The organism is Mycolicibacterium neoaurum, from assembly GCF_036946495.1.
Taxonomy (GTDB): Bacteria; Actinomycetota; Actinomycetes; order Mycobacteriales; family Mycobacteriaceae; genus Mycobacterium; species Mycobacterium neoaurum_B.
In genome coordinates this window covers 3,014,735-3,035,781 of record NZ_JAQIIX010000002.1, presented here as the reverse complement: position 1 = coordinate 3,035,781, position 21,047 = coordinate 3,014,735, and the positions used below count along the sequence as shown (strand labels likewise).

At 66.8% G+C, this 21,047-nt stretch carries 22 protein-coding genes; 4 read left to right on the top strand and 18 right to left on the bottom strand.

Translation table 11 applies throughout. The features are described 5' to 3' along the window. Positions 1-5: 5 nt before the first annotated feature. From glmM to PGN27_RS19950, 14 genes are all read right to left on the bottom strand, one after another. Complete coding sequence (gene glmM / locus PGN27_RS20015; RefSeq protein ID WP_335327672.1) at positions 6-1,343, bottom strand: phosphoglucosamine mutase; 1,338 nt, start codon at positions 1,341-1,343, stop codon at positions 6-8. 149 nt (positions 1,344-1,492) lie between these two features. Then, entirely contained in the window at positions 1,493-1,963 is a 471-nt protein-coding gene (locus PGN27_RS20010) for a hypothetical protein (protein WP_335327671.1), read from the bottom strand. 303 nt (positions 1,964-2,266) lie between these two features. Then, positions 2,267-2,689, bottom strand: a complete 423-nt coding sequence (rpsI, locus tag PGN27_RS20005; RefSeq protein WP_472850860.1) for a 30S ribosomal protein S9 — start codon at positions 2,687-2,689, stop codon at positions 2,267-2,269. Positions 2,690-2,778: 89 nt separating this feature from the next. Beyond that, positions 2,779-3,222 carry a 50S ribosomal protein L13 gene (gene rplM, locus PGN27_RS20000; protein WP_335327669.1) on the bottom strand — a complete coding sequence of 148 codons (444 nt, stop codon included), beginning with the start codon at positions 3,220-3,222 and terminating at the stop codon, positions 2,779-2,781. Between the two features lie 177 nt (positions 3,223-3,399). Further along, entirely contained in the window at positions 3,400-4,725 is a 1,326-nt protein-coding gene (locus PGN27_RS19995; protein WP_335327668.1) for a haloacid dehalogenase-like hydrolase, read from the bottom strand. A 19-nt stretch (positions 4,726-4,744) separates the two neighbouring features. Next, positions 4,745-5,518: an ethanolamine ammonia-lyase subunit EutC gene (eutC, locus tag PGN27_RS19990; protein WP_030134555.1), complete on the bottom strand. Its 774-nt coding sequence runs from the start codon at positions 5,516-5,518 to the stop codon at positions 4,745-4,747. Between the two features lie 8 nt (positions 5,519-5,526). Next, the gene (locus tag PGN27_RS19985) at positions 5,527-6,936 is read right to left on the bottom strand and encodes an ethanolamine ammonia-lyase subunit EutB (RefSeq protein ID WP_335327667.1); all 1,410 of its coding nucleotides are present in this window, start codon (positions 6,934-6,936) and stop codon (positions 5,527-5,529) included. Further along, positions 6,933-8,345 (bottom strand): ethanolamine permease, encoded by a 1,413-nt coding sequence (gene eat / locus PGN27_RS19980; protein WP_335327666.1) that lies wholly within the window; start codon positions 8,343-8,345, stop codon positions 6,933-6,935. The genes PGN27_RS19985 and eat overlap by 4 nt, the downstream gene beginning before the upstream one ends. Positions 8,346-8,566: 221 nt before the next feature. Then, a complete protein-coding gene (locus PGN27_RS19975; protein WP_335327665.1) occupies positions 8,567-9,025 on the bottom strand; it encodes a hypothetical protein in 459 nt (152 codons plus the stop codon). Beyond that, a complete protein-coding gene (locus PGN27_RS19970; RefSeq protein WP_335327664.1) occupies positions 9,022-9,384 on the bottom strand; it encodes a glycerol dehydratase reactivase beta/small subunit family protein in 363 nt (120 codons plus the stop codon). Before PGN27_RS19970 ends, PGN27_RS19975 begins: the two co-directional genes overlap by 4 nt. Then, complete coding sequence (locus PGN27_RS19965; protein ID WP_335327663.1) at positions 9,377-11,248, bottom strand: diol dehydratase reactivase subunit alpha; 1,872 nt, start codon at positions 11,246-11,248, stop codon at positions 9,377-9,379. The genes PGN27_RS19970 and PGN27_RS19965 overlap by 8 nt, the downstream gene beginning before the upstream one ends. Positions 11,249-11,285: 37 nt before the next feature. Beyond that, positions 11,286-11,876 (bottom strand): propanediol/glycerol family dehydratase medium subunit, encoded by a 591-nt coding sequence (locus PGN27_RS19960; RefSeq protein ID WP_335327662.1) that lies wholly within the window; start codon positions 11,874-11,876, stop codon positions 11,286-11,288. A gap of 2 nt (positions 11,877-11,878) precedes the next feature. Next, positions 11,879-13,606, bottom strand: coding sequence for a propanediol/glycerol family dehydratase large subunit (locus PGN27_RS19955; protein WP_281570039.1), 1,728 nt, complete (start codon positions 13,604-13,606; stop codon positions 11,879-11,881). Positions 13,607-13,619: 13 nt separating this feature from the next. Beyond that, complete coding sequence (locus PGN27_RS19950; protein ID WP_281570038.1) at positions 13,620-14,048, bottom strand: diol dehydratase small subunit; 429 nt, start codon at positions 14,046-14,048, stop codon at positions 13,620-13,622. Positions 14,049-14,262: 214 nt separating this feature from the next. Between PGN27_RS19950 and PGN27_RS19945 the strand changes: the two genes are divergently transcribed. The 3 genes from PGN27_RS19945 (at position 14,263) to cobA (ending at position 17,001) form a co-directional block, all read left to right on the top strand. Further along, the gene (locus PGN27_RS19945; protein ID WP_335327661.1) at positions 14,263-14,979 is read left to right on the top strand and encodes a (2Fe-2S)-binding protein; all 717 of its coding nucleotides are present in this window, start codon (positions 14,263-14,265) and stop codon (positions 14,977-14,979) included. A gap of 182 nt (positions 14,980-15,161) precedes the next feature. Next, a complete protein-coding gene (locus PGN27_RS19940; protein ID WP_335327660.1) occupies positions 15,162-15,812 on the top strand; it encodes a LuxR C-terminal-related transcriptional regulator in 651 nt (216 codons plus the stop codon). A 52-nt stretch (positions 15,813-15,864) separates the two neighbouring features. After that, positions 15,865-17,001 carry a uroporphyrinogen-III C-methyltransferase gene (cobA, locus tag PGN27_RS19935; protein ID WP_335327659.1) on the top strand — a complete coding sequence of 379 codons (1,137 nt, stop codon included), beginning with the start codon at positions 15,865-15,867 and terminating at the stop codon, positions 16,999-17,001. A gap of 14 nt (positions 17,002-17,015) precedes the next feature. Here cobA and PGN27_RS19930 read toward each other — a convergent pair whose 3' ends face one another. From PGN27_RS19930 to PGN27_RS19920, 3 genes are read right to left on the bottom strand one after another with little or no spacing between them, the layout of a single operon-like run. After that, positions 17,016-17,450, bottom strand: a complete 435-nt coding sequence (locus PGN27_RS19930; protein ID WP_335327658.1) for an OsmC family peroxiredoxin — start codon at positions 17,448-17,450, stop codon at positions 17,016-17,018. Position 17,451: 1 nt separating this feature from the next. Then, positions 17,452-18,048, bottom strand: coding sequence for a cob(I)yrinic acid a,c-diamide adenosyltransferase (locus PGN27_RS19925; protein ID WP_335327657.1), 597 nt, complete (start codon positions 18,046-18,048; stop codon positions 17,452-17,454). A gap of 25 nt (positions 18,049-18,073) precedes the next feature. After that, complete coding sequence (locus PGN27_RS19920; RefSeq protein ID WP_335327656.1) at positions 18,074-18,787, bottom strand: MIP/aquaporin family protein; 714 nt, start codon at positions 18,785-18,787, stop codon at positions 18,074-18,076. A 260-nt stretch (positions 18,788-19,047) separates the two neighbouring features. Between PGN27_RS19920 and PGN27_RS19915 the strand changes: the two genes are divergently transcribed. Next, positions 19,048-19,446, top strand: coding sequence for a GlcG/HbpS family heme-binding protein (locus PGN27_RS19915; protein ID WP_335327655.1), 399 nt, complete (start codon positions 19,048-19,050; stop codon positions 19,444-19,446). 77 nt (positions 19,447-19,523) lie between these two features. Here PGN27_RS19915 and glpK read toward each other — a convergent pair whose 3' ends face one another. Beyond that, the gene (gene glpK, locus PGN27_RS19910; protein ID WP_335327654.1) at positions 19,524-21,041 is read right to left on the bottom strand and encodes a glycerol kinase GlpK; all 1,518 of its coding nucleotides are present in this window, start codon (positions 21,039-21,041) and stop codon (positions 19,524-19,526) included. Between the last annotated feature and the right edge of the window lie 6 nt (positions 21,042-21,047).

The following is a 21,047-nucleotide window of genomic DNA, read 5'->3' as shown; positions in this document are numbered from 1 at the left end:
CGCGACTAGGTGTGTCGGCTCACCGATTCGGCCACCTGCGCGGCGAGCTGGCGGGCGGTATCGGCATCAGCGGCCTCGACCATCACCCGCACGACCTGCTCGGTCCCCGACGGCCGCAACAGGATGCGGCCGGTATCGCCGAGCTTGGCCTCGGCTTCGGCGACGGCCTCCTGCACGGCGGCGGCCTGTGCGACCGTCGCCTTGTCATGCACCGCGACGTTGATCAACACCTGCGGCATCGTCTGCATCGGCGCGGTCAAGTCCGCCAACGTGCTACGGGTCTGGGCCATTCGGGACATCAGCCGCAGCCCCGTGACGATCCCGTCGCCGGTGGTGCCGAAACTGGGCAGCACGATGTGGCCGGACTGTTCACCGCCGAGCGAGAACTCACCGGCCCGCAGCTCTTCGAGGACGTAGCGATCACCCACGGCGGTCGTGCGTACGTCGATCCCGGCGGAACGCATGGCGACATGCAGGCCCAGATTGCTCATAACCGTCGTGACCAGCGTGTTGGACGCAAGCTCCTGTGACTCCTGCATGGCCAGGGCCAGCATCACCATGATCGCGTCCCCGTCGATGATGCGACCGTCGGCATCCACGGCCAGGCACCGGTCGGCGTCACCATCGTGCGCCAGACCGAGGTGCGCGCCATGCGCGACGACCGCCTCCGCGAGCGCCTCCATGTGCGTGGAACCGCAATCGAGGTTGATGTTGAGACCGTTGGGCTCGGCGCTCAGGGCGATGACCTCGGCACCGGCGGCACGATAGGCCAGCGGAGCGGCGGCGTAACCGGCGCCGTTGGCGCAGTCGACGACCACCCTGATGCCGTCCAGGGGTGTGGTGACCGCCTTGGCGACGTGGCGCAGGTAGCGGTCCAGCGCATCCTGGGCGTCCACCACGCGACCGATATCGGCGCCGACCGGCCGCTGTCCCGGCCCCGAATGGACCAGTTCTTCGATGCGGTCCTCGGCGGCATCGTCGAGCTTGTGCCCGCCCGGCCCGAAGATCTTGATGCCGTTATCTGGCATCGGGTTGTGCGACGCGGAGATCATGATGCCGAAGTCGGCGTCATAGGAACTGGTCAGATAGGCCACCGCGGGGGTGGGCAGAACGCCGACCCGCAACGCGTCGACGCCTTCGCTGGTCAGGCCGGCGATGACCGCGGCCTCGAGCATCTCGCCACTGGCCCGCGGATCCCGTCCCACGACCGCTACCCGGCGGCCCGTCGTCGATACCGAGCCGAGCCGCCGCGCGGCCGCCGAACCGAGCGCCACCGCCAGTTCCGCGGTGAGGTCACGATTGGCGACTCCGCGCACGCCATCGGTGCCGAACAGTCGAGCCATGACGTCAAATTTCTCATACCCGGGCGCCCCAGAGCGAACTGACAGCCCGAGGTCCGACTGAGAATTCTCACCAATCCCACGGGAAACACCACTGCCCGCGTCCGTGGACGCGGGCAGTGGCGCTATGAAGCTGTGGTTACTGCAATCGGTCAGCCGGCCGGCTCCGGTTGCGGGACCGGAGTCACCGTGGTCTCCGGCGCCTCGTCGGTCGAGCCCGCGGTGGCCTCGTCATTGACCGGCTCGTCGGTCTGGACAGGCTCCTCGGAGTACGACGCGCCCTCGGCGGTGGCCGGCGTGGCGGCCTCATCGGGCTGCTGGCCGTTCTGCCGGAAGTCGACCTGGCCCACCGTCGCGGTGGTGCATGCGCTCTGCTGAGCACCGGCGGTGTCCACGCTCTCGGCGGTCACGGTCACGTCGCCGAGATCGGTCTTGCACAGGTCCGCGGCGATCTGTGCCGCCGTGGTGACCGGCACGTTGGTCAGCACGCCTGCGGTGCCGATCGAGACGTCGATCTTGCCGTCCTCGGGCTGGGCGGCGGCAACGGCGGCCCCGCCGAACAGCAGCAGGGCCCCGCTCATCGCGGCACCGGCGGTCATGCGCGTCATCATGGTGTTCTTCATCGAGCATCCTTTCAGTCAGTGGGAGCGGTTCGGTCTCACTACGAGCTGACTGACTCGTACCGACGGCAGATCCGATCTGCCCGGACGCATGACAGCGCCCCCGCTCCTCGACCCCCACGGTTCACCATCGCGCCGACGAATCAAACCCGGACGAGACCTGGATCACTGTCGACGCGCACGTCCGGCAACGTCGATGACACGGGCGTCACCAGCGCCGACGACCCCTGGCGGCAAAGAAGGTCACGATAAAAATAAACCGCCGGGTGTGGATTGCTCCACACCCGGCGGCCGAAAGACGACAGATCAGCGCTTGCTGTACTGAGGCGCCTTGCGGGCCTTCTTCAGGCCGTACTTCTTACGCTCGATGGCGCGCGGGTCGCGGGTGAGGAACCCGGCCTTCTTCAGTGCCGGGCGATCCTCGGGCTGCACCAGGATCAGTGCACGGGCGATCGCCAGCCGCAGCGCGCCGGCCTGGCCGGACGGGCCGCCACCATCGAGGTGGGCGTAGATGTCGAAGCTGTCCACGCGATCCACGGTCACCAGCGGAGCCTTGATCAGCTGCTGATGCACCTTGTTCGGGAAGTACGCCTCCAGCGAGCGGCCGTCCAGGTTGAACTGGCCGGTGCCGGGCACCAGGCGCACGCGCACCACGGCCTCCTTGCGGCGGCCGACGGTCTGGATGGGGCGGTCGATGTAGACGGGCTCGCGCGGAGCGGCCTCTTCGATGCCTTCTTCGACGACGACGGTTTCTTCGACGTACTCACCGGTCGGGGTCTCGACGACCTCTTCGGTCACTTCGGTCACTTCGGCTTCGGTCACTGCGCCACCTGCTTGATCTCGAACGGAATCGGCTGCTGCGCGGCATGCGGATGCTCGGGGCCGGCGTACACCTTCAGCTTCTTCTGCACCTGACGGCTCAGCTTGTTGTGCGGGAGCATCCCGACGATGGCGTTCTCGACCACGCGGGTGGGATGCTTGTCCAGCAGCTCGCCGATGGTGCGCTTACGCAGGCCGCCGGGGTAACCCGAGTGGCGGTAAGCGAACTTCTTGGTGAGCTTGTCTCCACTGAGGGAGACCTTCTCGGCGTTGATGACGATGACGAAATCGCCACCGTCGACGTTGGGCGTGAATGTCGGCTTGTGCTTGCCGCGCAGCAGCTTTGCTGCTTCGACGGCGAGCCGGCCGAGCACCACGTCTTGGGCGTCGATGACGTACCACGACCGCGTGGTGTCACCCGCCTTCGGCGTGTAAGTAGGCACAGTGCTTACCTTCTCTTCTCTCGGGTTACGTGCCGGTCCGGCGCCTGCGATGAGGCTCCCGGCGACCGACATTGACCCGGGGCCCGTATGCCCATTACGGGCAGCACACGCCGACGGTGGAGCTTACCGGCAGATATCTGCCCAGGTCAAAACGCGTCCCGGCGGGCGAACGCACCGTCAGTGGACGGTGTCGGCCTGGTCGGGCACGACGCTGCCGTCGGCGCGACGCAACGGGCCGGTACCGCCGTCCGGTTCGATACGGCCCTCGGTGGCGCATGAGTACGGATCGGCCTGCTCGGCGGGGTCGATGAACATCGGATTGATGATCCATCGACCGTCGGCGTTGTCATAGGCCGTGCACATCAGCTCATCCTTGTTCCGGTTGATCGCCAGCCGCAGGACGGTCGCGTCATCGAGGAAGCTGATATCGGTATCGGAGTCCCCGGCGCCGAACGCGGCCCGGCGAGGTTCGGGCTGCTGCTGATAGGCGGCAGGCCCGCTCACCCCGAACACCTGCTCGTTGACCCGGCAGCGCTTGCCTTCGATGTACGGGATGGAGAGCTCGCCGCCGCACGGGACCAGACGCGAGGTCACCACGTCCCCGTCGCGTTCGGTGCGGACGCCCATCACCTTGTCGGCGGGGATACCCAACTCGGCGGCCCACACCCGGACCACCGGTTCGGCCGAGGCCGAGATGATTCGGACGTCGAAACCGTTGGCCTGCAGCGCACCGATCAGATCGCGCATCTGGGGGTAATAGCGCACCCACCCGGTCTGCTCGGTGGTCCCGACCTTCTGCTCGGTGCCCTCGGGTGCATCCAGGTTCTCCCGGCGGGCCTGTTCGACGAATCCTTCGAGCTCCTTTTCCGGCCAGCCCGCGAGCATCTGCGCCGCCCAGGCATAGCCGGGTTCGATCCGGCGCGCGTTGAACCCGGCGAACGCCGGCTCCTCGGCCGTGGTCTCGGCCTCGCTGTAGACCGACACCAACTCGTCGGCACAGCGGGTATCGGTATCGGTGGGCATCGGCTGCCCGGGACCGGCGGCACCGCAGGCCCGCGACAAGGCTCCCGCAGCGGCGGGCGTCAGATAGGGGCTCGTGGTGGACCAGTCCCCGCCCTTCGGCGCGCGCAGTTTCCCGTTGCGAACCATCCAGAAGAAGGTGGCATCGCCGATATCGTTCTTGACGACCGTGTTGTCCCAGTCGAACAGCGCCAGCGGAGCGCCCTCGGCGATGTCGCCGGGGGCACCGCAGCGTCCGATCTCCGCCATCATGGCGTCGATACGCGCGCGATTGTCGCCGTACCAGCCAGGGTCCTCGGCCAGCACCCGACAGTCCAGGGCCGAGGCCGCACCGGTGGTGCTCGCGGCCCCCGTGCTCCCGGTTGCGGTGTTCTCGGTGCGTTGGCCCGTGTCGGTACTACAACCCGACAGCGCCACGGTCACAACCGCCGTGGCGGCGAAGACGGGCAGGACCATCCTGCGGACATGGGTGAACACGGTCATCTCCTGAGTGGGGGACGGATCAGGTCAGTTCGTCCGGGTCGGCCGCGGCCAGTGCGCGTGAGGTGTCCTTGAGATCCACCCCGGAACGTCCGAGCGCCACGGCGCCGCCGACCAGACCGGCGGCAACCCGGGCCGCCTCGGCATAGCCGAGCCCGTCGGGTGGATGGATGTTGGATATGCAGTTGCGGTCGGCGTCGGTGCGCCCCGGCCGCGGCAGATGGGTCAGGTAGATGCCGAGGCTGTCGGCCACGCTCAGACCGGGCCGCTCGCCGATGATCACCAACAGCGTGCGTACCCCCTGGGCCGCGGCGATGTGATCGCCGAGGGCGACCCGGGCCTGGGTCGCAATCACCGGTGGGGCCATGGAGTAGCGGTCGCCGAGCGCCGAGACCAGCGCGGCAAGCAGTTTGGCACCGTGATGGCTCAATGCCGTCGGGGAGAGCCCGTCGGCCAGCACGAAACCGATATCGGCGGGACTCGCCGGGACCTCGAGGGACTCGGCAGGCATCCTGCCGAGGTCGGGCCTGCGCAGGTACTCCTCGCGGGAACCGGCCCGGCTGGACACCACCACAGGCTCCCCGATTCCCACCGCCCGCACGGCGTCGGCGAGTTCGTCGGTGTCCAGCGGTATGTGGACCGCGTCCCTGGCAGCGGCGTGTGCGGCGGCCAATTCCAGCACCTGCCGGGTGGGCAGCGCGGTGCCGGCCCGGCCTAGCCCGATCCTGGCCTGGGTCGTCTTGCGCAGCTCGTCCCAGAACTCTTGAACGGCAACATCTGTCGGTGTATCGCGCATGGCACTCCTCATGGTGCGGAGGTCAGCGCACGCAGCGGTGAGTGCGTCAGGTCGAAGGGGGTCAGCCGGCCGGTGTCATCGACCATCCCGACGCGTTTGAGCCAGGCCTCGAACTCCGGGGCGGGCCGCAGTCCAAGGGTCCGGCGGGTGGTGAGCACGTCGTGGAAGGACAGGCTCTGGTACCCGAGCATCACATCATCGGCGCCGGGCACGGTGATCACGAACGCCGCACGGGCCGCCGCCAACAGCGTCAGCAGGGTGTCCATATCGTTCTGGTCGGCCTCGGCGTGATTGGTGTAGCAGACGTCGACGCCCATCGGCAGGCCCATCAGCTTGCCGCAGAAGTGATCCTCGAGGCCGGCGCGGATGATCTGCTTGCCGTCGTAGAGGTACTCGGGTCCGATGAAACCCACGACGGTGTTCACCAGCAGCGGATCGAGGTCGCGCGCGACGGCGTAGGCGCGGGTCTCCAGCGTCTGCTGGTCGACCGGCTTGCCACCGACACCGAGATGGGTGTGGGAGCTCAGCGCGGACCCCTGACCCGTCTCCAGGTACATGACATTGCTGCCGACGGTGCCGCGCTGGAGGCCCAGCGCGGCATCACGCCCCTCACGCAGCAACGAGATGTTCACTCCGAAAGCGGAATTCGCGCCCTCGGTGCCCGCGATGGACTGGAAGACCAGGTCCACCGGCGCACCCGCTTCGATCAGTCCGATGGTCGTCGTGATGTGTGAGAGCACGCACGACTGCACCGGGATGTCGTAGCGGGTGCGGATCGAATCCAACAGATCCAGCAGGTCGGCGGTGGCCTGCGGGGAATCGGTGGCCGGGTTGATCCCGATCACCGCGTCACCGCAACCCAACAGCAGTCCGTCGAGGACCGCGGCGGCGATACCGCGCGGGTCGTCGGTCGGATGGTTGGGCTGCAGTCGGGTGGCCAGCGTGCCGGGCAGGCCGACGGTGGTGCGAAACGCCGCGGTGACGGTGCAGGCCGCCGCCACCGCGATCAGGTCCTGATTGCGCATGATCTTGCTGACCGCGGCGACCATCTCCGGGGTCAACCCCGCGGAGATCGCCGCGATGCGCGCCGCGGCGTCGTCCTGCGACGCCGTTTCCAGCAGCCAATCCCGCAGGCCGCCCACCGTCAGCCCGGACACCGGGGCGAAGGCCCGTCGGTCATGGCTGTCCATGATCAGCCGGGTCACCTCGTCGGTCTCGTAGGGCACGACCTCGGTGTTGAGAAAGGTCTCCAGCGGCAGGTCCGCCAACACCCACGCGGCGGCCGCGCGTTCGGCGTCATGTTCGGCGGCGCACCCGGCGAGTTGATCGCCGGAGCGCAGTGGTGTCGCCTTGGCCAAGAGCTCCACGAGTCCGTCGAAGGCGTAGTTCACGCCCGAGACCTGCTGCCGGTAGATCACTTGAGCTCGCTCTCCGCCTTTGCGAGCATGGCGAATTCCTCGTCGGGCGAGTTGGCGACCAGCTTGTGGCGGCTGTAGACCGCGAAGTACAGCATGAACGCGGCGAACACGCCCAGGCAGATGCCGGCGGCGACCGGATCGACCAGGAAGGTGGCGATGACGGCGAAGACTCCGATCACCAGGGCGAAGCCGGTGGTCACCACGCCGCCAGGGGTGCGGTAGGGCCGTGGCATGTCCGGTTCGCGGCGGCGCAGCACGATGTGGCTGATCATCATCAGCACGTAGCTGAGCGCGGCGCCGAAGACGGCCATGTTCAGCAGGGTCGCGCCCTGTCCGGTCAGTGACAGCCCGAAGCCGATCAGTCCGGGAACGATGAGGGCCAGCGTCGGCGTCTTGCGAGAGTTGGTGACCGACAACGCCTTGGGCAGGTACCCGGCCCGGGACAGCGCGAACAGCTGCCGCGAGTAGGCGTAGATGATCGAGAAGAAGCTGGCGATCAGCCCTGCCAGACCGATGTAGTTGACGACCTTGGCCGCAGTGCCGTCACCGAGCGCCTCGACCAACGGGTTGCCCGAGCTCGACATCGCGTCGGCTCCGCCGGCACCGGTGGTCAGGATCAACACCGTCGCACAGGTGACCAGCAGGACACCCATCCCGGCGATGATGCCGCGCGGGACGTTGCGCTCCGGATCGGCGGTCTCCTCGGCCGCCAGCGGCACGCCCTCGATGGCCAGGAAGAACCAGATGGCGAACGGGAAAGCCGCCCAGATTCCGAGGTAGCCGTTGGGCAACCAGTTCGACGCGCCCGCCGCTGTCTCGTCGACCGCCATATTGGTCAGGTTGGCGATGTCGAAATGTCCGATCGCGGCGATCGCGAAGACGATGAGCCCCACCAGGGCGATCGCGGTGATCACGAACATCACCTTCAGTGCCTCGCCCACGCCGGCCAGATGGATACCGATGAACACGGCGTAGGCGGCCAGGTAGACCCACCAGCCGTCGGTGATACCAAACAATCCGAGCGACTCGACGTAGGCACCGATGAAGGTGGCGATGGCGGCAGGAGCAATGGCGTACTCGATGAGAATGGCTGTGCCGGTGGCGAATCCACCCCACGGCCCCATCGCCCGCCGGGCGAAGGTGTAGCCGCCGCCTGCCGCAGGCAGCGCCGAGGACAGCTCGGCCATCCCCAGCACCAACGCCAGGTACATGCCCGCGATGATCACCGCGGCGATGGCCAGACCGCCGAAGCCGCCCTGTTCCAACCCGAAGTTCCATCCCGAGTAATCACCGGAGATGACATAGCTGACGCCGAGCCCGGCCAGCAGTATCCAGCCCGCGGTGCCCGATTTGAGCTGTCGTTTCTGCAGATAGTCTGCGCTCTCGAGGTGTTCTTCGACACCGGCCACTTCAAAACTCCTTCATTGACAATGCAATTGCGCTCGATCGACGGTGATCGGGGGCGCCGGAACGGGCGTCTCCGCATCTGCCAGCCGCTGGCTGACCGGGAAGCGTTCGACTGCCCTGGTACGAGTCAGCCTAAAGGTCGGTTAGCCGACCTTTGGTTAAGTAGTATCGCCCGTTACCGGCGTGCTGTCCAGCCCAACATGGTCGCGAAAACGCACCGAATCTATGCAGTTCGCCGGGATACCGGGGTCCACTGCCGTGCGGAGGTCGGCAGCGGCGCCGTCGGACAACCCTTTTCGGCTTCCTGCAGATTGGCCGCCGCCAAGGCGGCCATATCGCGCCAGAAGCTGACCCTGTCGATCTGGAGTGAACCCACCGCCGCCGACCGCCACCGTGCGATATGCGGTGCGAAGAACCGGTTCTCGTCCAACAGCTCGTTGGTCGCGGTCACCAACGCGCCGTCCACCGGATCGGCGACCGACAGTGTCCGCCACAACCGGATGGCCCGCCGCAATCTGCGCCGGTGTTCGCGCAGCGCCGACAACAGCCAGCGCACCGCAATCCGGCCGTCCTCGTCGATCCAGTCCGCATCGCAACAGCTGCTCACAAAGGCACTGTGGGACTTGACCGACGCCTCCAGTGCCGTCAACACCTCGACGGCTTGTGCGGGCACATCGGTCATCTCGGCACATCCATCAAGGGCACACCCACCACGATGCGCGCGGCATTGTGCCCGGCGACCCGGCCGGCGCGCGGGGTTGCCGGCTGATCGGCGGACAGACCCTCGACCCCGTCGGGCAACTTGTCGTGCAGGATCGCGACCCCGCCGTCGGCGTCGATACCCACGCCCACATCCAAGGACGAACGTGCCGCAGCACGCCGCGCCAGCCGTTGCGCATCGCTGTCGCCGTCCGGGGCCACCCGCTCGACGAGATAGGGCACGCCCTCCTCCTCGATACCGGCCAGCACCTCACTCTCCGGTGCGCCGCCCGCGCTCAGCACCAGGATCGCGGGCTTCTCGGGCTGGCCCCCCTCAAGCATCGACCGGTGCCCCGTCACGCTCACGCGAGCGGGCGGCATACGAGGCCACCAGACCCGACGCCACAGCATTGCGCGGCCCCTCGGTACCGCGCACATTCCCTGTTCCACAGACGATTCCGTAGGGTGCGACCGCATCGGCGATCAGCTCGGGGATCTCGAAATCCAGCGCACATCCGCCCAACAGCACCACGAAGCCGATCCGACGGAGGTCACCGTGCGGCGCGACCGCGCGCAGCGCGCGCAGGGCATTGACCACAAAGACCCGTTCCTTGGCGGTCCGGCGCACCGAGCGGATGCGGTCCAGCGAATGCCTGGTGGGGATGGGGCTCATCCCGGTCTCCGAGAGGGTGACCACCCGCGCAAACGCATTGGGCGGCAGCGGTTTGTCGAAGAACTGAACTGTGCCGTTCTCCAACCGGATGTGGAAGAAGCTCTCCGCCTTGCCCAGCGGCAACCGCTTGATGTCCTCGGCCAGTTCCAGATTGTCCAAGCCCAGTTCGGCGTCGATGAGCTTGGTCACCAGATCGCCGGCGCCGGCCAGGTGGACGGCCTGCACAGCACCGGAGCGCTCGATCACCGCGGCATCGGTCGATCCGCCACCCATATCGAGCACCACCAATGGCTTTTCGGTGCCCGGTGTGGTCAACGCACCGAGCACGGCCATCTCGGCCTCCACCCCGCCGACCACCGCCGAGATGCGGGTGGCACCGGCGTCGCGCAGTGCCGTCGCGACCGCGTCGGCCACGGCCTGCATCCCGCTCTCCTTGGTGCGCACCATGGCCGCCAATGCGACCGCATTTTCCAGGGCCACCTCACCGGCCACCCCGCCGCGCACCTCCTGGGGAACCAGCGTGTCGATCGCCAGCAGATCCTGGATGCGCACATCGGCCAACGCGTGTTTGGACAGATCCGCCATGCTCTGTCGGACATTGGCGATCATGCCACCGGTGTTGGTGCCCGATTCGCCGAGCACATCCTGGAGCGGACTGACGCGCTCGACCTCGGCCATGATCTCGGCCGCGCCGCGGGAGACGTCGATGAGACCTCGCTTGGACGCGCCGATGAACTCCAGCGAACCTGCCGGGATGGTGCGATCTTCCACATCACCGGACGGGGTGCGCACCACGACCGCAGACCGGTTGCCGGTGAGCGCCCTGGCCACCGGGGAGACCACCCGCGTCTGGTCCGGGTCCAGCTCGAAAATGGTTGCCAATCCATAGGCATTCGACAATGTGCGGATGGATTGGCCCGGTCCGGCGACCTCGACGGCCGCGAGCATGCCGACCGGGACGGCGTCCACACGGGAGACCTCGTCGATGATCGGGATCTTGGTGGCCAACCGATTGGCCACCAGCACCGCGTCGTCGTTACCGAGGATCGCACCCGTCACGTCCGCACCGCGCTCGACGGCGTTGTTGATGGTGGTGGCGGTCCATTCGAAGTCGGCGCCACCGGGCACCAGGACGATCACGGAATCACCCGGATGCACGTCGTCCAACGACCCGATATCGACAATCACCCCGACACCCAGCCCGCGGCCACCGGGCGTGCGCGGGTCGTGTCCGATCATCGTCGACTCGGTGATGATGGTCTCGGTGATGGTCTCCATCGCCAGTCCACTGATCACCGGGGTGGCCTCGTTGAGCAGGATCAGATCCAGCTCGTCCACCGTGATCCCGGCGTTCTGCACGGCGCGGGTGACCGCCTTGACCACGCCCTCGGCGTTGCGGACGGTGCCCTTGATCCCCGATGTGCGGGTCAGCGCGCCGCCGAGATAGACCACCGAGCCGGTCTCGTCTATCCGGGCGACGCTGCCCTCGGTTGTCGAGTTACCTATGTCGACCCCGACCACCGTGACACTCACCAAGACCTACCTCCCTGCTGCAAGCCCGCCCCGGCGATCAGACCGCGGCGGCGACGCTGAACTTCGGTGTCACCTCGACGGGCTTGTTGCCCTTGCGGATCTGCTCGGTCTCCTTCAGGTGCAACAGCGCCGCCTTGGCCTGCCACCGCGGGCGGGCCATCTGGTCGTTGAGCGTCGGAACCGGCTCCGGGGATTCGCCCTTGGCGTACTGCGCGGCGTTGGCACCGATACTGCGGTAGGTGTCCAGCGTGAGCAGCGGGCACTGGGGGAACAACTCCAGACTCGACAACCTCGGCAGATCGCGCTGATGAATCATCGCGGTGCCGCGCGAGAGAATCCCGATGCCGATGCCCGAACCGGACAGTTTGGCCGCGGTGTGCGCCAGCACGGCCAGATCGGCGCTGTGCCGGACCCGGATGCAGCGTGCCGCCACCTCCTGTTCCTCGATACCGGCCAGGATCTGCCGGATCACCTCGGCATGCGGGGTGTCGACGATGGTCTTGCTGAAGAAGTCGGCGAAGGCCGGCGAGATCGCCAGCACCACTTCGTCACTGCGCGATCCGCGCTGCGCCGGACCGACCTCTTCGAATGACAGTGAACGCTGTTCTTCGCCGATCGTGGTCGACATGGTCACTCCACCTCCATTTCCGGGTTGGCAGCGCTGGTCACATGGCGCAGTCGCTTCATTTCCTCCCACCGCGCCCCCGAGGGTCGGTAACCGGTGTCCGGGCCGTTGTAATCGTTGGCGTCGTTGACCGCCGACAACGGCTGCAGGTCACGCGTCATGATCGCCGATGTCTGCAACAGGTCACCGGAAATGCGCTGCCGCAGAACGGTGAACAGATTCCGCGCGATATCGGAGAATCCGGTGGCCTCGAGCGCCTTGACCAGATCCAGACCGGTGATGCCGCGGTCCATCACCTGCTGGGCGCCCTTGAGATCCTCCAGCACATCACGCGGGATGCACTCGCGACTGCCGTTGGCGTACACCGCGGCATCGATCTCGGCATCGCTGATCGGCGGCAGGTCGAGGTGGGCGAACACCGCCTGCAATGCCTTGGCAGCGCGGGTGCGCACCGCCAGGATGTCGGCTTCCTTGACGTGGCGCAGACCCCCGTCGATCTGCAGATCGCGCTGGATGGTGTTGAAATCGTCGAAGTCGTCGCTGTCGAGGTTCGATCCGGCGAACATGTTGTCGTAGTTCGGGACCGCCGAGTAACCGGAGCAGACGAAGTCCGTCCCCGGCATCATCTGGGGCATCAGCCGCGCGGTCCGGCGCATCGGCGAATGCGAGAACGACTGGTCGTTACCGGAGGCACATTCCAGGTCCACCGCCGAGGCGATGAGGTTCTCGGCGGCCACCGCACGGATACCACCCGGTACCGCGCCCGGCACGCCGATGCAGGAGATCGACCCGTTCTGCAGACCCTGTACGCCGGCACCCTTGGTCACCAGGATGCAACGAATCTCCAGGTACAGCATGGACTTACCCTGCGCATTGCCCATCTGGACCTCGGAGCCGGTGCCCGAGGTGAAGCGCATCTTGATCCCGCGCGAAGCGTAGGCCGAGGCCAGGAACGCCTTGGAGTACGGCGTGTCATCACCGTCGACGAACACCGGCTCGGTGCCGTACACCGAGATCGTCTCGGCGTAGGCGGTGATCCCGCGCATCCCGAGATCCAGTTCGGTCGCTTCCTCCAGCGCGCACTGGGTCAGTGGTCCGCCGGTGCCCACCTGGCTGCCGATCTGCTGGGCCATGGCCACCAGCGGTGCGTAGCGCACCACACCCAAAGTCGTTTCCATCTCGGCGAATCCGCGGATGGAGGCCTCGGCCGCCTCGCACACCACCTGCACCGGGTTGTCCCGCGCGCTCGTGCAGTGCCCTTGGTTGGCCGGCGTGCGGCGGGCCCGCATCTTCTGCATCGCCATCATGATCTCGACGATGTTCATCGTCTTGGCCACGGCCAGCAGCTTGGCCGGTGTCAGGCCCTTGGTCACCGCGATGACCTCGGCACGGGTGACGGTGGGGTTGACCAACATCATCGCGATCTCGGCCGCAGGAATCGCCATCGAGGCCTCGGTGGTCTCGACGTCGATCGCCTTGTCGGCGATGAACTGGTCGATGAAGTCGAAGTCGGCGCGCGCCACCCCGTCCATCTCGACGATGGCGCCATTCTCGACGCGGACGCTGGGCTCCGGATCGAAGGCACTGTCCATGGCGACCATGCCGACCTCGGGCCATTCCTCGACGAATCCGTCAAGGTTGACCGGGCGGTCCTCCAACAGCATGGTGCGGTGCGAGTGGCGGACGCCGTCCTTGTCGAGGGCGGGATCGTGCGGGACTGCTGAAGCGGTCATTGTCCAGGGGCTCCTATTCGCTTTCGGCCAAGATGTCGCGGCGTTCATAGACGTCGGCGGCCTCACGCACCAAGGTGGCGAGATGCTCGGCGTTGTAGGTGTCGAGCAGTTCGTCGGCGATGGCATCGAGTTCGGCCTTCGTCGATGCATTGGGACGCAGCGCGTTGTAGATCTGCAGGACCCGCTCATCGGAGATGGCCGTCATCTCGGCGGCCCGCCGCATGTTCGCCCCGATCTGGGTACGCCCGGCCTTCTCGGCGATCTGCGCCTGCAGGCGCAGCGCTTCCGGGGTGATGCGCAGATCGGCGGCCTCGATGTCACCGGCGATCACCGCATCCATCGTCACCGCGTCGAACGGCTTACCGGTCGGGGTGAACAGCAGATCACTGCGGTGCACGCTCAGCGGGTAGTCCACCGCCGGGTCCAGGTTTGGTTCCGTCATGAACTCTCCCAAAGGTTCGGGGCGGGAGGCGCTCCGCCGCGGGGTGTGTGACGTGTCGCCGGCACGTATCAGCCATTGTGTCGCCCGTCACGTTGCACGAGGGTTGCACCGTCCACCCGGAGGGCTTCGCACTGACCGTTCGGCTAGTTGTCGGCACCGGAATGCGTGGACGCGATCACGGGCGGCGGCCGGTTGTGGCTAGGGTCGGTGTCTGATGGACAGTCGCCACACCGTCGTCGATGCCCTTTCCGAGCTGCCGCGGCTCGGCGGGTACTTCGCGCTGACAGCCCGGGATGGTTCGGAGGCAGCGGCGCTCGCGGAGCTGGCCGACCCGGAGACGACGCGGTGGTTCGTCTCGGCCACCAGGGCGGCGATCGCGGTATCGATGGCGGTCGACATCGAGTCGCTCCCCGTGCGGGTGGCCGCATCGTCATTCCAGTTGGGCGTCGCCGCACGGCTGCTGTCCCCACTGATCGGCTCCGCCCTGTGTCACGGCAGTATTCCGATCCTGCAGCCGGACAACGTGTTCTACCGGATCAGCGCGCACCACCCTGATCTGCAGACCAGCGCCGACCAACTGCGCACCATCGATGGTCCGGTCGCCGGCGGCGCGGCAATCTGCGCGTTACTGCCCGATCTCTTCGACCCGTTGCATCACACGTTGCGGGTTGTGGCCGGGCTGCCGACGCGGGTCGCGCTGGGCAATCTGACATCGGCGGCCAACGGTGCGGTCACCGTCCTGGCCATGACCCGCCCAGATCTCGAAGCCGAGGGCAGGAACCTGGTCGCGGCGTTGACCCGGCATACACCGCTGCGCGACACCGGCGATTTCGGACGGGGCATGTTCACCCGGCACAGTTGCTGCCTGTTCTATCAGGCGCCCGGCGGCGGCCTCTGCGGAGACTGCGTCCTGCCGGCCGCGCGATCATGAGCCGGTGGGGCCGGCAGATCCGTGCAACGTTGCTGCAACGCCATCATCGCTATCCTTCGGCCGCCAATGGCAGGACGGAGTCAGTCATGAGTTTGTCACCCCACCGATACGTCCCGATTCCACCGCCACGACGCCGTAGTGGCACCAGCAACGCATATGAAATAGCCAGTGTCCGTAGCGCTTTGACCGATCACCAGCGACTGCGGACAACCCTGGTCATCGACGACGAACTGGTTCGGCACGGTTTGACACATGTGATGTCCTGCATCGAAGAGATCCACTTCGTCGGTGATCTTCGACACGGTCCCGAGCTCGCCGAACGCATCCGGCTGCTGCAACCAGAGCTGCTGGTCCTGGGCATGCCGCCGACGGGCACGTTGACTGATTTGCTGACCGAACTGGACAGCACGGTGAAGGTGGTCGTGGTGACCGACAGCGAGCACGCCGACATCAACACCGTCGAGCTGCTGCGTGCCGGCGCCGACGCCCTGGTGGACCGCCGCTCACCGGCCACCGAGCTGCGGGCCACCTTCGCCAAGGTCGTCAGCGGGCAGCCCGCCCTCGACGCGCTCAGCGTGCAATCGCTGATCACCGAGTTACGCTCCCCCGCGGTGTCCCGCACCGCGGGCGACACCAGACTGCTCACCGCCCGCGAACGAGACGTTCTCAACGAACTGGTCGAAGGCCTGGACAATCGCACCATCGCGGGCCGGTTGTTCGTCTCCGAGGCGACGGTCAAGTTCCACCTGCACAACATCATGAACAAGTTCGGAGTGCACAAACGCGCCGCGCTGATCGCGGCGGCGCTGCGCGGTGCGGACGCCACGGGGTGAAGCAGCCCCCGACGCGAGGCCTTCCGACCATCACGACACGAGGAATCCCACGATGACCACGAGCTCACCCTCGACACGGGTGCCGTGCACGCTGCCGGTCGAACTGGCGTTACGCGGACACCGGGTGACGGTCGTCGGAGCCACCGCGCGCGCGGCCGTCACCGTCGCCGAACTGATCGAGGCGGGCGCGTTGGTCACGGTGATCGGCACACATGCCACGCCGTATCTGAGCGACCTTGCCGAACGCGGTCTGGCGACCGTCCTGTACCGCAGCATTCAGCCTGGCGATATCGACTCGGCAGCAATGATTTTCGCCTCCACTGACGACGAAGGCCACAATCGGTGGATTGCCGAGACGGCACGCGAGCTCGCGGTGCTCTGTGTCGTCGACAACGGGCCGATCGGACCGCGCACCGGGCGGCCGGGCATGGGCCGGGTAATCCTGGTCGGCGGCGGACCCGGGGATCCCAGCCTGCTGACCGTGGCCGGCCGGGACGCCATCGTCGCCGCCGATACCGTCGTCACCGATCGACTCGCCCCGGTGGGTGCGCTGAAACGGCTTGCCCCGCACGCCGACATCATCGACGTATCGAAGATCCCCGGCGGGCGACGCACCGAACAATGGGATATAAACGCGCTGCTGGTCTCCCGGGCACTCGACGGCCAGGTGGTGGTACGCCTCAAGGGAGGTGACGGATTCGTCTTCGGCCGCGGCGGCGAGGAGCTCGATCATTGTGTCCAGGCCGGCGTACCGGTCGAGGTGATCCCCGGTGTCAGCTCGGCGATCGCCGCGCCGGCATCGGCCCTGATCCCGGTCACCCATCGCGGGCTCACCCAAGGTTTCACCGTGGTGTCCGGCCATGTGCCCCCAGGCCACCCCGAGTGCACCATCGACTACGCCGCGCTGGCACATGCCAATACGACCCTGGTGTTGATGATGGCGGTGGCCAACCTGGCGTCGATCGCGGCGGCGTTGACCGCGGCGGGGATGGACCCGGCCACCCCGGCCGCGGTGGTCGCCGACGGCAGCCTGTCCAGCCAGCACGAGGTGCGCGGCACGCTGGGCTCCATCGCCGGGTTGGCCCGTGCGGCGGGTATCGAACCACCCGCGACAACGGTCATCGGTGCGGTCGCCGGGTTCGTGCCCGGCAGGGCACCGGCGCAGCGGGTTACGCGCTCACACGCCTGATCCGGTCTGGCCGTTCAGCTCTGTAAGGCGGCGTCCACGGTCTTGGGCACCGCGGCCAGCGCGCGGCCGACCGGGCAGACCTGGGCTGCCTGCTGTGCGAGTCCGACGAATTCTTCTGCGCTGCGGCCGATACCGCGCCCGCGTACCGTCAGCGCCACGTCGGCGATGCCGAAGTCGACCTCCGGGCCGCCCTGGGTCACCACCACTTCGACATGCAGGCCGACCGGATCATCGGGGCCGGCGTCGAGTAACGCGGCCAACTGCATGGCATAACAGGACGCGTACGCCGCAGCCAACAATTCCTCGGGAGAGGTCATGGTGGCAGCGTCGGCGGCCCGGGCGGGCAGCGAGTAGGGGAATTGCCCCTGCCCGGAGGTGGCCAGCTCGATCGTGCCGGAACCGGTCACCAATGCACCGTTCCACTCGGCGATCGCCTGTCGTGCGCTCATGTCATCTCTCCTCGTCACGCGAAACCGACGCGGCACGCTCGCCGCCGGGCTGCCAGAGCACATCGCCGCCGGGATTCTCCACGCGGGCCAGGATGAACAGCAGATCGGACAGCCGGTTCAGGTACCGCAGGGCCGCATCGTTGACCTCGGCCTCCCCCGCCAGCATCCAGGCGCTGCGTTCGGCACGGCGGGCGACCGTGCGAGCGTGATGCAGATGAGCCGAGGCCGTGCTGCCGCCGGGCAGGATGAAGCTGCTCAGCTTGGCCAGGCCCGCGTTGAACTCGTCGCACCAGGATTCCAGCTGCGAGACCTGTTCGTCGGTGACCCGCAACGGGGGATACTCCGGGTCCGGCGTGATCGGGGTACACAGATCCGCGCCCACATCGAACAGGTCATTCTGGATGTGCTGCAGCACCGCCCGCGTGGCCGGACCCACACCGCCCGCGGCGATGGCCACTCCGATCACCGCGTTGGTCTCGTCGCAGTCGGCGTAGGCGCCGACCCGCACATCTGCCTTCGCGACCCGCGACATATCCCCCAGCGCGGTCGTGCCGGCATCACCGGTCCTGGTGTAGATCCTTGTCAAATGCACTGCCATGGTGTGTACCTCGCACTCAATTCGATCAGACGATGGCCAGGGCGAGACCCGCGGCCAGGCCTGCGCCGACCAGCGGTGCGACCACGGGGACCCAGGCGTAATCCCACCCGGCATCGGATTTGCCCTTGATCGGCAGGATGGCGTAGGCGATCCGAGGACCGAGGTCGCGGGCCGGGTTGATCGCGTAACCGGTCGGCCCACCGAGCCCGAAACCGATCGCCATGACCACGAACGTGACGGCGGCATAACCCAATCCGCTGTTGACATCGGCGGGATTGGTCAGCACCCAGAAGATCAGCACGAAAGTCGCGATGACTTCGGTGACGATGTTCCACGGGATGTTGCGGACCGCCGGATATGTGCAGAAGATTCCGCGGGTACCGCTGTTGTCGTCGTTGTTGTCGTATTGCAGCTTGAAGACCGCCCAGCCCAGTACCGCGCCGACGAAGCCGCCGGCGAGCTGTGCGGCCCAGTAGACCGGCACACTCGACCACGGCACGTCGCCGGATATCGCCACTGCCAGTGTCACCGCCGGGTTGATGTGTCCACCGGCCGGGCTGGCGATACTGGCGCCGGTGAACACACCGAAGCCCCACCCCAATACGATGACCAGCCAGTCTCCTCCGCCGCCATGCGAGTAGGAATTCTTCAGTACGACGGCGGCAACCGAACCGTTACCGATGAGGCACAGCACCGCCGTGCCGAGGAACTCCCAAATGAAGATGTCGATATTGGACACAGACAGCTATCCTCCTGACGGGCCCCGATCGCGATGACGATTCAACGAAAAGTATTCGCGTCCAAGCAGCGGATGTGATGATTCACCAGAGCTACCAACCGATTTACTGTCCGCGATACTGAACTTTCGATTAGGACCGTCAGCAGCCGATGGCGAACCTGTCCCCCACCGGCTGGCGCGCTCTAGAATCGGCAGTGCCATCAGTTCTGCCTGATGTTGCCCGATTTGCCTGCAGCCGAACCGTTTCCGAAAGGCCCTAGATGACCTCGCTACCTCTACAGAAAGCGCAGGCGGTCCTGTCGGCCGCCATCGCCAAAGCCGACGAGATCGGCCAACCGATGAACATCGCCGTCGTCGACGACGGCGGGCATCTGATCGCGTTCGCCAGGATGGACGGCGCCATCAAGGCGAGCATCGACATCTCCACCCGCAAGGCACGGACGTCGATCCTGATGAACGCTCCGACCAGCGCCCTGATGCCACTCGCCCAGCCCGGCGCCGAACTCTACGGCCTTGAGCAGACCAGCGGCGGCCTGGTGATCTTCGGCGGCGGCATCCCGCTGGTCGCCGACGACGTGGTCGTCGGCGCGATCGGAGTGAGTGCCGGCAGTGTCGAACAGGACGTCACGGTGGCCGAGGCCGGCGTCGCCGCGCTCTGAGCCGCAACATATTTCAGCCCTGCGGATCGCCGATCCGCAGGGCTGAAATGTTTTCGCGTGACCGCCGGTGCGGCAGGCTAGGAGACGTCGACCCAGTCGAGGGTGCGCTTGACGGCCTTCTGCCAGCCCGCGTATCCGTCATTGCGCTGCTGCTCGGACCATTGCGGACTCCAGCGCTGGCCCTCCTGCCAGTTGGCGCGCAGGTCATCAGGGTTGTCCCAGAACCCGACCGCCAACCCTGCCGCATACGCGGCACCCAGCGCAGTGGTCTCGGCGACCACCGGCTTGACCACGTCGACACCGAGGACATCGGCCTGGATCTGCATGCAGAGCGAATTCGCGGTAATACCGCCGTCGACCTTCAAGATATCGAGGTGTACACCGGAATCGGCTTCCATCGCGTCGATCACATCGCGACTCTGGTAACAGATCGCCTCCAGGGTGGCCCTGGCCAGGTGGGCGTTGGTGTTGAAACGGCTGAGTCCCACCACCGCGCCGCGCGCGTCCGAACGCCAGTACGGGGCGAATAGGCCGGAGAATGCCGGAACGAAGTAGACCCCACCGTTGTCCTCGACCTGCCGGGCCAGTGACTCGCTCTGTGCGGCACCGCTGATGATGCCGAGTTGGTCGCGCAACCACTGCACGGCCGAACCGGTCACCGCGATCGAACCTTCCAGTGCGTAAACCGGTTTCGCGTCGCCGAACTGGTAACAGACCGTGGTCAGCAGCCCGTTCTCGGAACGGACGATCTTCTCACCGGTATTGAGCAGCAGGAAGTTACCGGTGCCGTAGGTGTTCTTGGCCTCGCCGGCCTTGAGACACACCTGACCCACCATCGCCGCCTGTTGATCGCCGAGGATGCCGGTGACCGGTACCTCGCCGCCCATCGGACCGGTGGCCAGCGTCATCCCGTACGGTTCCGGCGAGGAGGACGGCCGGATCTGCGGGAGCATCTGGCGCGGAATCCCGAAGAACGACAACAGTTCGTCGTCCCAGTCCAGGGTCTCCAGGTTCATCAGCATGGTGCGGCTGGCATTGGTGACATCGGTGACGTGCACACCGCCGCGCGGGCCACCGGTCAGGTTCCACACCACCCAGCTGTCGCTGTTGCCGAAGATCGCATCGCCGTTCTCGGCGGCCTCGCGTACCCCTTCGACGTTGTCGAGGATCCACTGGATCTTGCCACCGGAGAAGTAGGTCGCCGGCGGCAGACCGGCCTTCTGCCGGATCACGTCGCCGCGGCCGTCGCGGTCGAGTGCGGTGGCGATGCGGTCGGTGCGGGTGTCCTGCCAGACGATGGCGTTGTAGTACGGACGCCCGGTGTGGCGGTTCCACACCAGCGTGGTTTCACGTTGGTTCGTGATACCCAGTGCTGCAACATCTTCGGCTTGCAGATTGGTCTTGTTGAGCGCCGAGGTCAGCACCGACGCGGTGCGCTCCCAGATCTCCACCGGGTTGTGCTCGACCCAGCCCGCCTGCGGCATGATTTGTTCGTGCTCGAGTTGGTGGCGTCCCACCTCTGCTCCGTCGTGATCGAAGATCATCGCACGGGTGCTGGTGGTGCCTTGGTCGATGGCCGCGACGAATTTGGGCAACGCTGC

Excerpts from the sequence above, each read along its gene's own strand:
- glmM (WP_335327672.1), bottom strand. The coding sequence starts at position 1,343 with ATGGCTCGACTGTTCGGCACCGATGGCGTGCGCGGAGTCGCCAATCGT.
- PGN27_RS20010 (WP_335327671.1), bottom strand. The coding sequence starts at position 1,963 with ATGAAGAACACCATGATGACGCGCATGACCGCCGGTGCCGCGATGAGC.
- PGN27_RS19995 (WP_335327668.1), bottom strand. The coding sequence starts at position 4,725 with ATGACCGTGTTCACCCATGTCCGCAGGATGGTCCTGCCCGTCTTCGCC.
- eutC (WP_030134555.1), bottom strand. The coding sequence starts at position 5,518 with ATGCGCGATACACCGACAGATGTTGCCGTTCAAGAGTTCTGGGACGAG.
- PGN27_RS19975 (WP_335327665.1), bottom strand. The coding sequence starts at position 9,025 with ATGACCGATGTGCCCGCACAAGCCGTCGAGGTGTTGACGGCACTGGAG.
- PGN27_RS19970 (WP_335327664.1), bottom strand. The coding sequence starts at position 9,384 with ATGCTTGAGGGGGGCCAGCCCGAGAAGCCCGCGATCCTGGTGCTGAGC.
- PGN27_RS19960 (WP_335327662.1), bottom strand. The coding sequence starts at position 11,876 with ATGTCGACCACGATCGGCGAAGAACAGCGTTCACTGTCATTCGAAGAG.
- PGN27_RS19955 (WP_281570039.1), bottom strand. The coding sequence starts at position 13,606 with ATGACCGCTTCAGCAGTCCCGCACGATCCCGCCCTCGACAAGGACGGC.
- PGN27_RS19950 (WP_281570038.1), bottom strand. The coding sequence starts at position 14,048 with ATGACGGAACCAAACCTGGACCCGGCGGTGGACTACCCGCTGAGCGTG.
- PGN27_RS19945 (WP_335327661.1), top strand. The coding sequence starts at position 14,263 with ATGGACAGTCGCCACACCGTCGTCGATGCCCTTTCCGAGCTGCCGCGG.
- cobA (WP_335327659.1), top strand. The coding sequence starts at position 15,865 with ATGACCACGAGCTCACCCTCGACACGGGTGCCGTGCACGCTGCCGGTC.
- PGN27_RS19930 (WP_335327658.1), bottom strand. The coding sequence starts at position 17,450 with ATGAGCGCACGACAGGCGATCGCCGAGTGGAACGGTGCATTGGTGACC.
- PGN27_RS19925 (WP_335327657.1), bottom strand. The coding sequence starts at position 18,048 with ATGGCAGTGCATTTGACAAGGATCTACACCAGGACCGGTGATGCCGGC.
- PGN27_RS19915 (WP_335327655.1), top strand. The coding sequence starts at position 19,048 with ATGACCTCGCTACCTCTACAGAAAGCGCAGGCGGTCCTGTCGGCCGCC.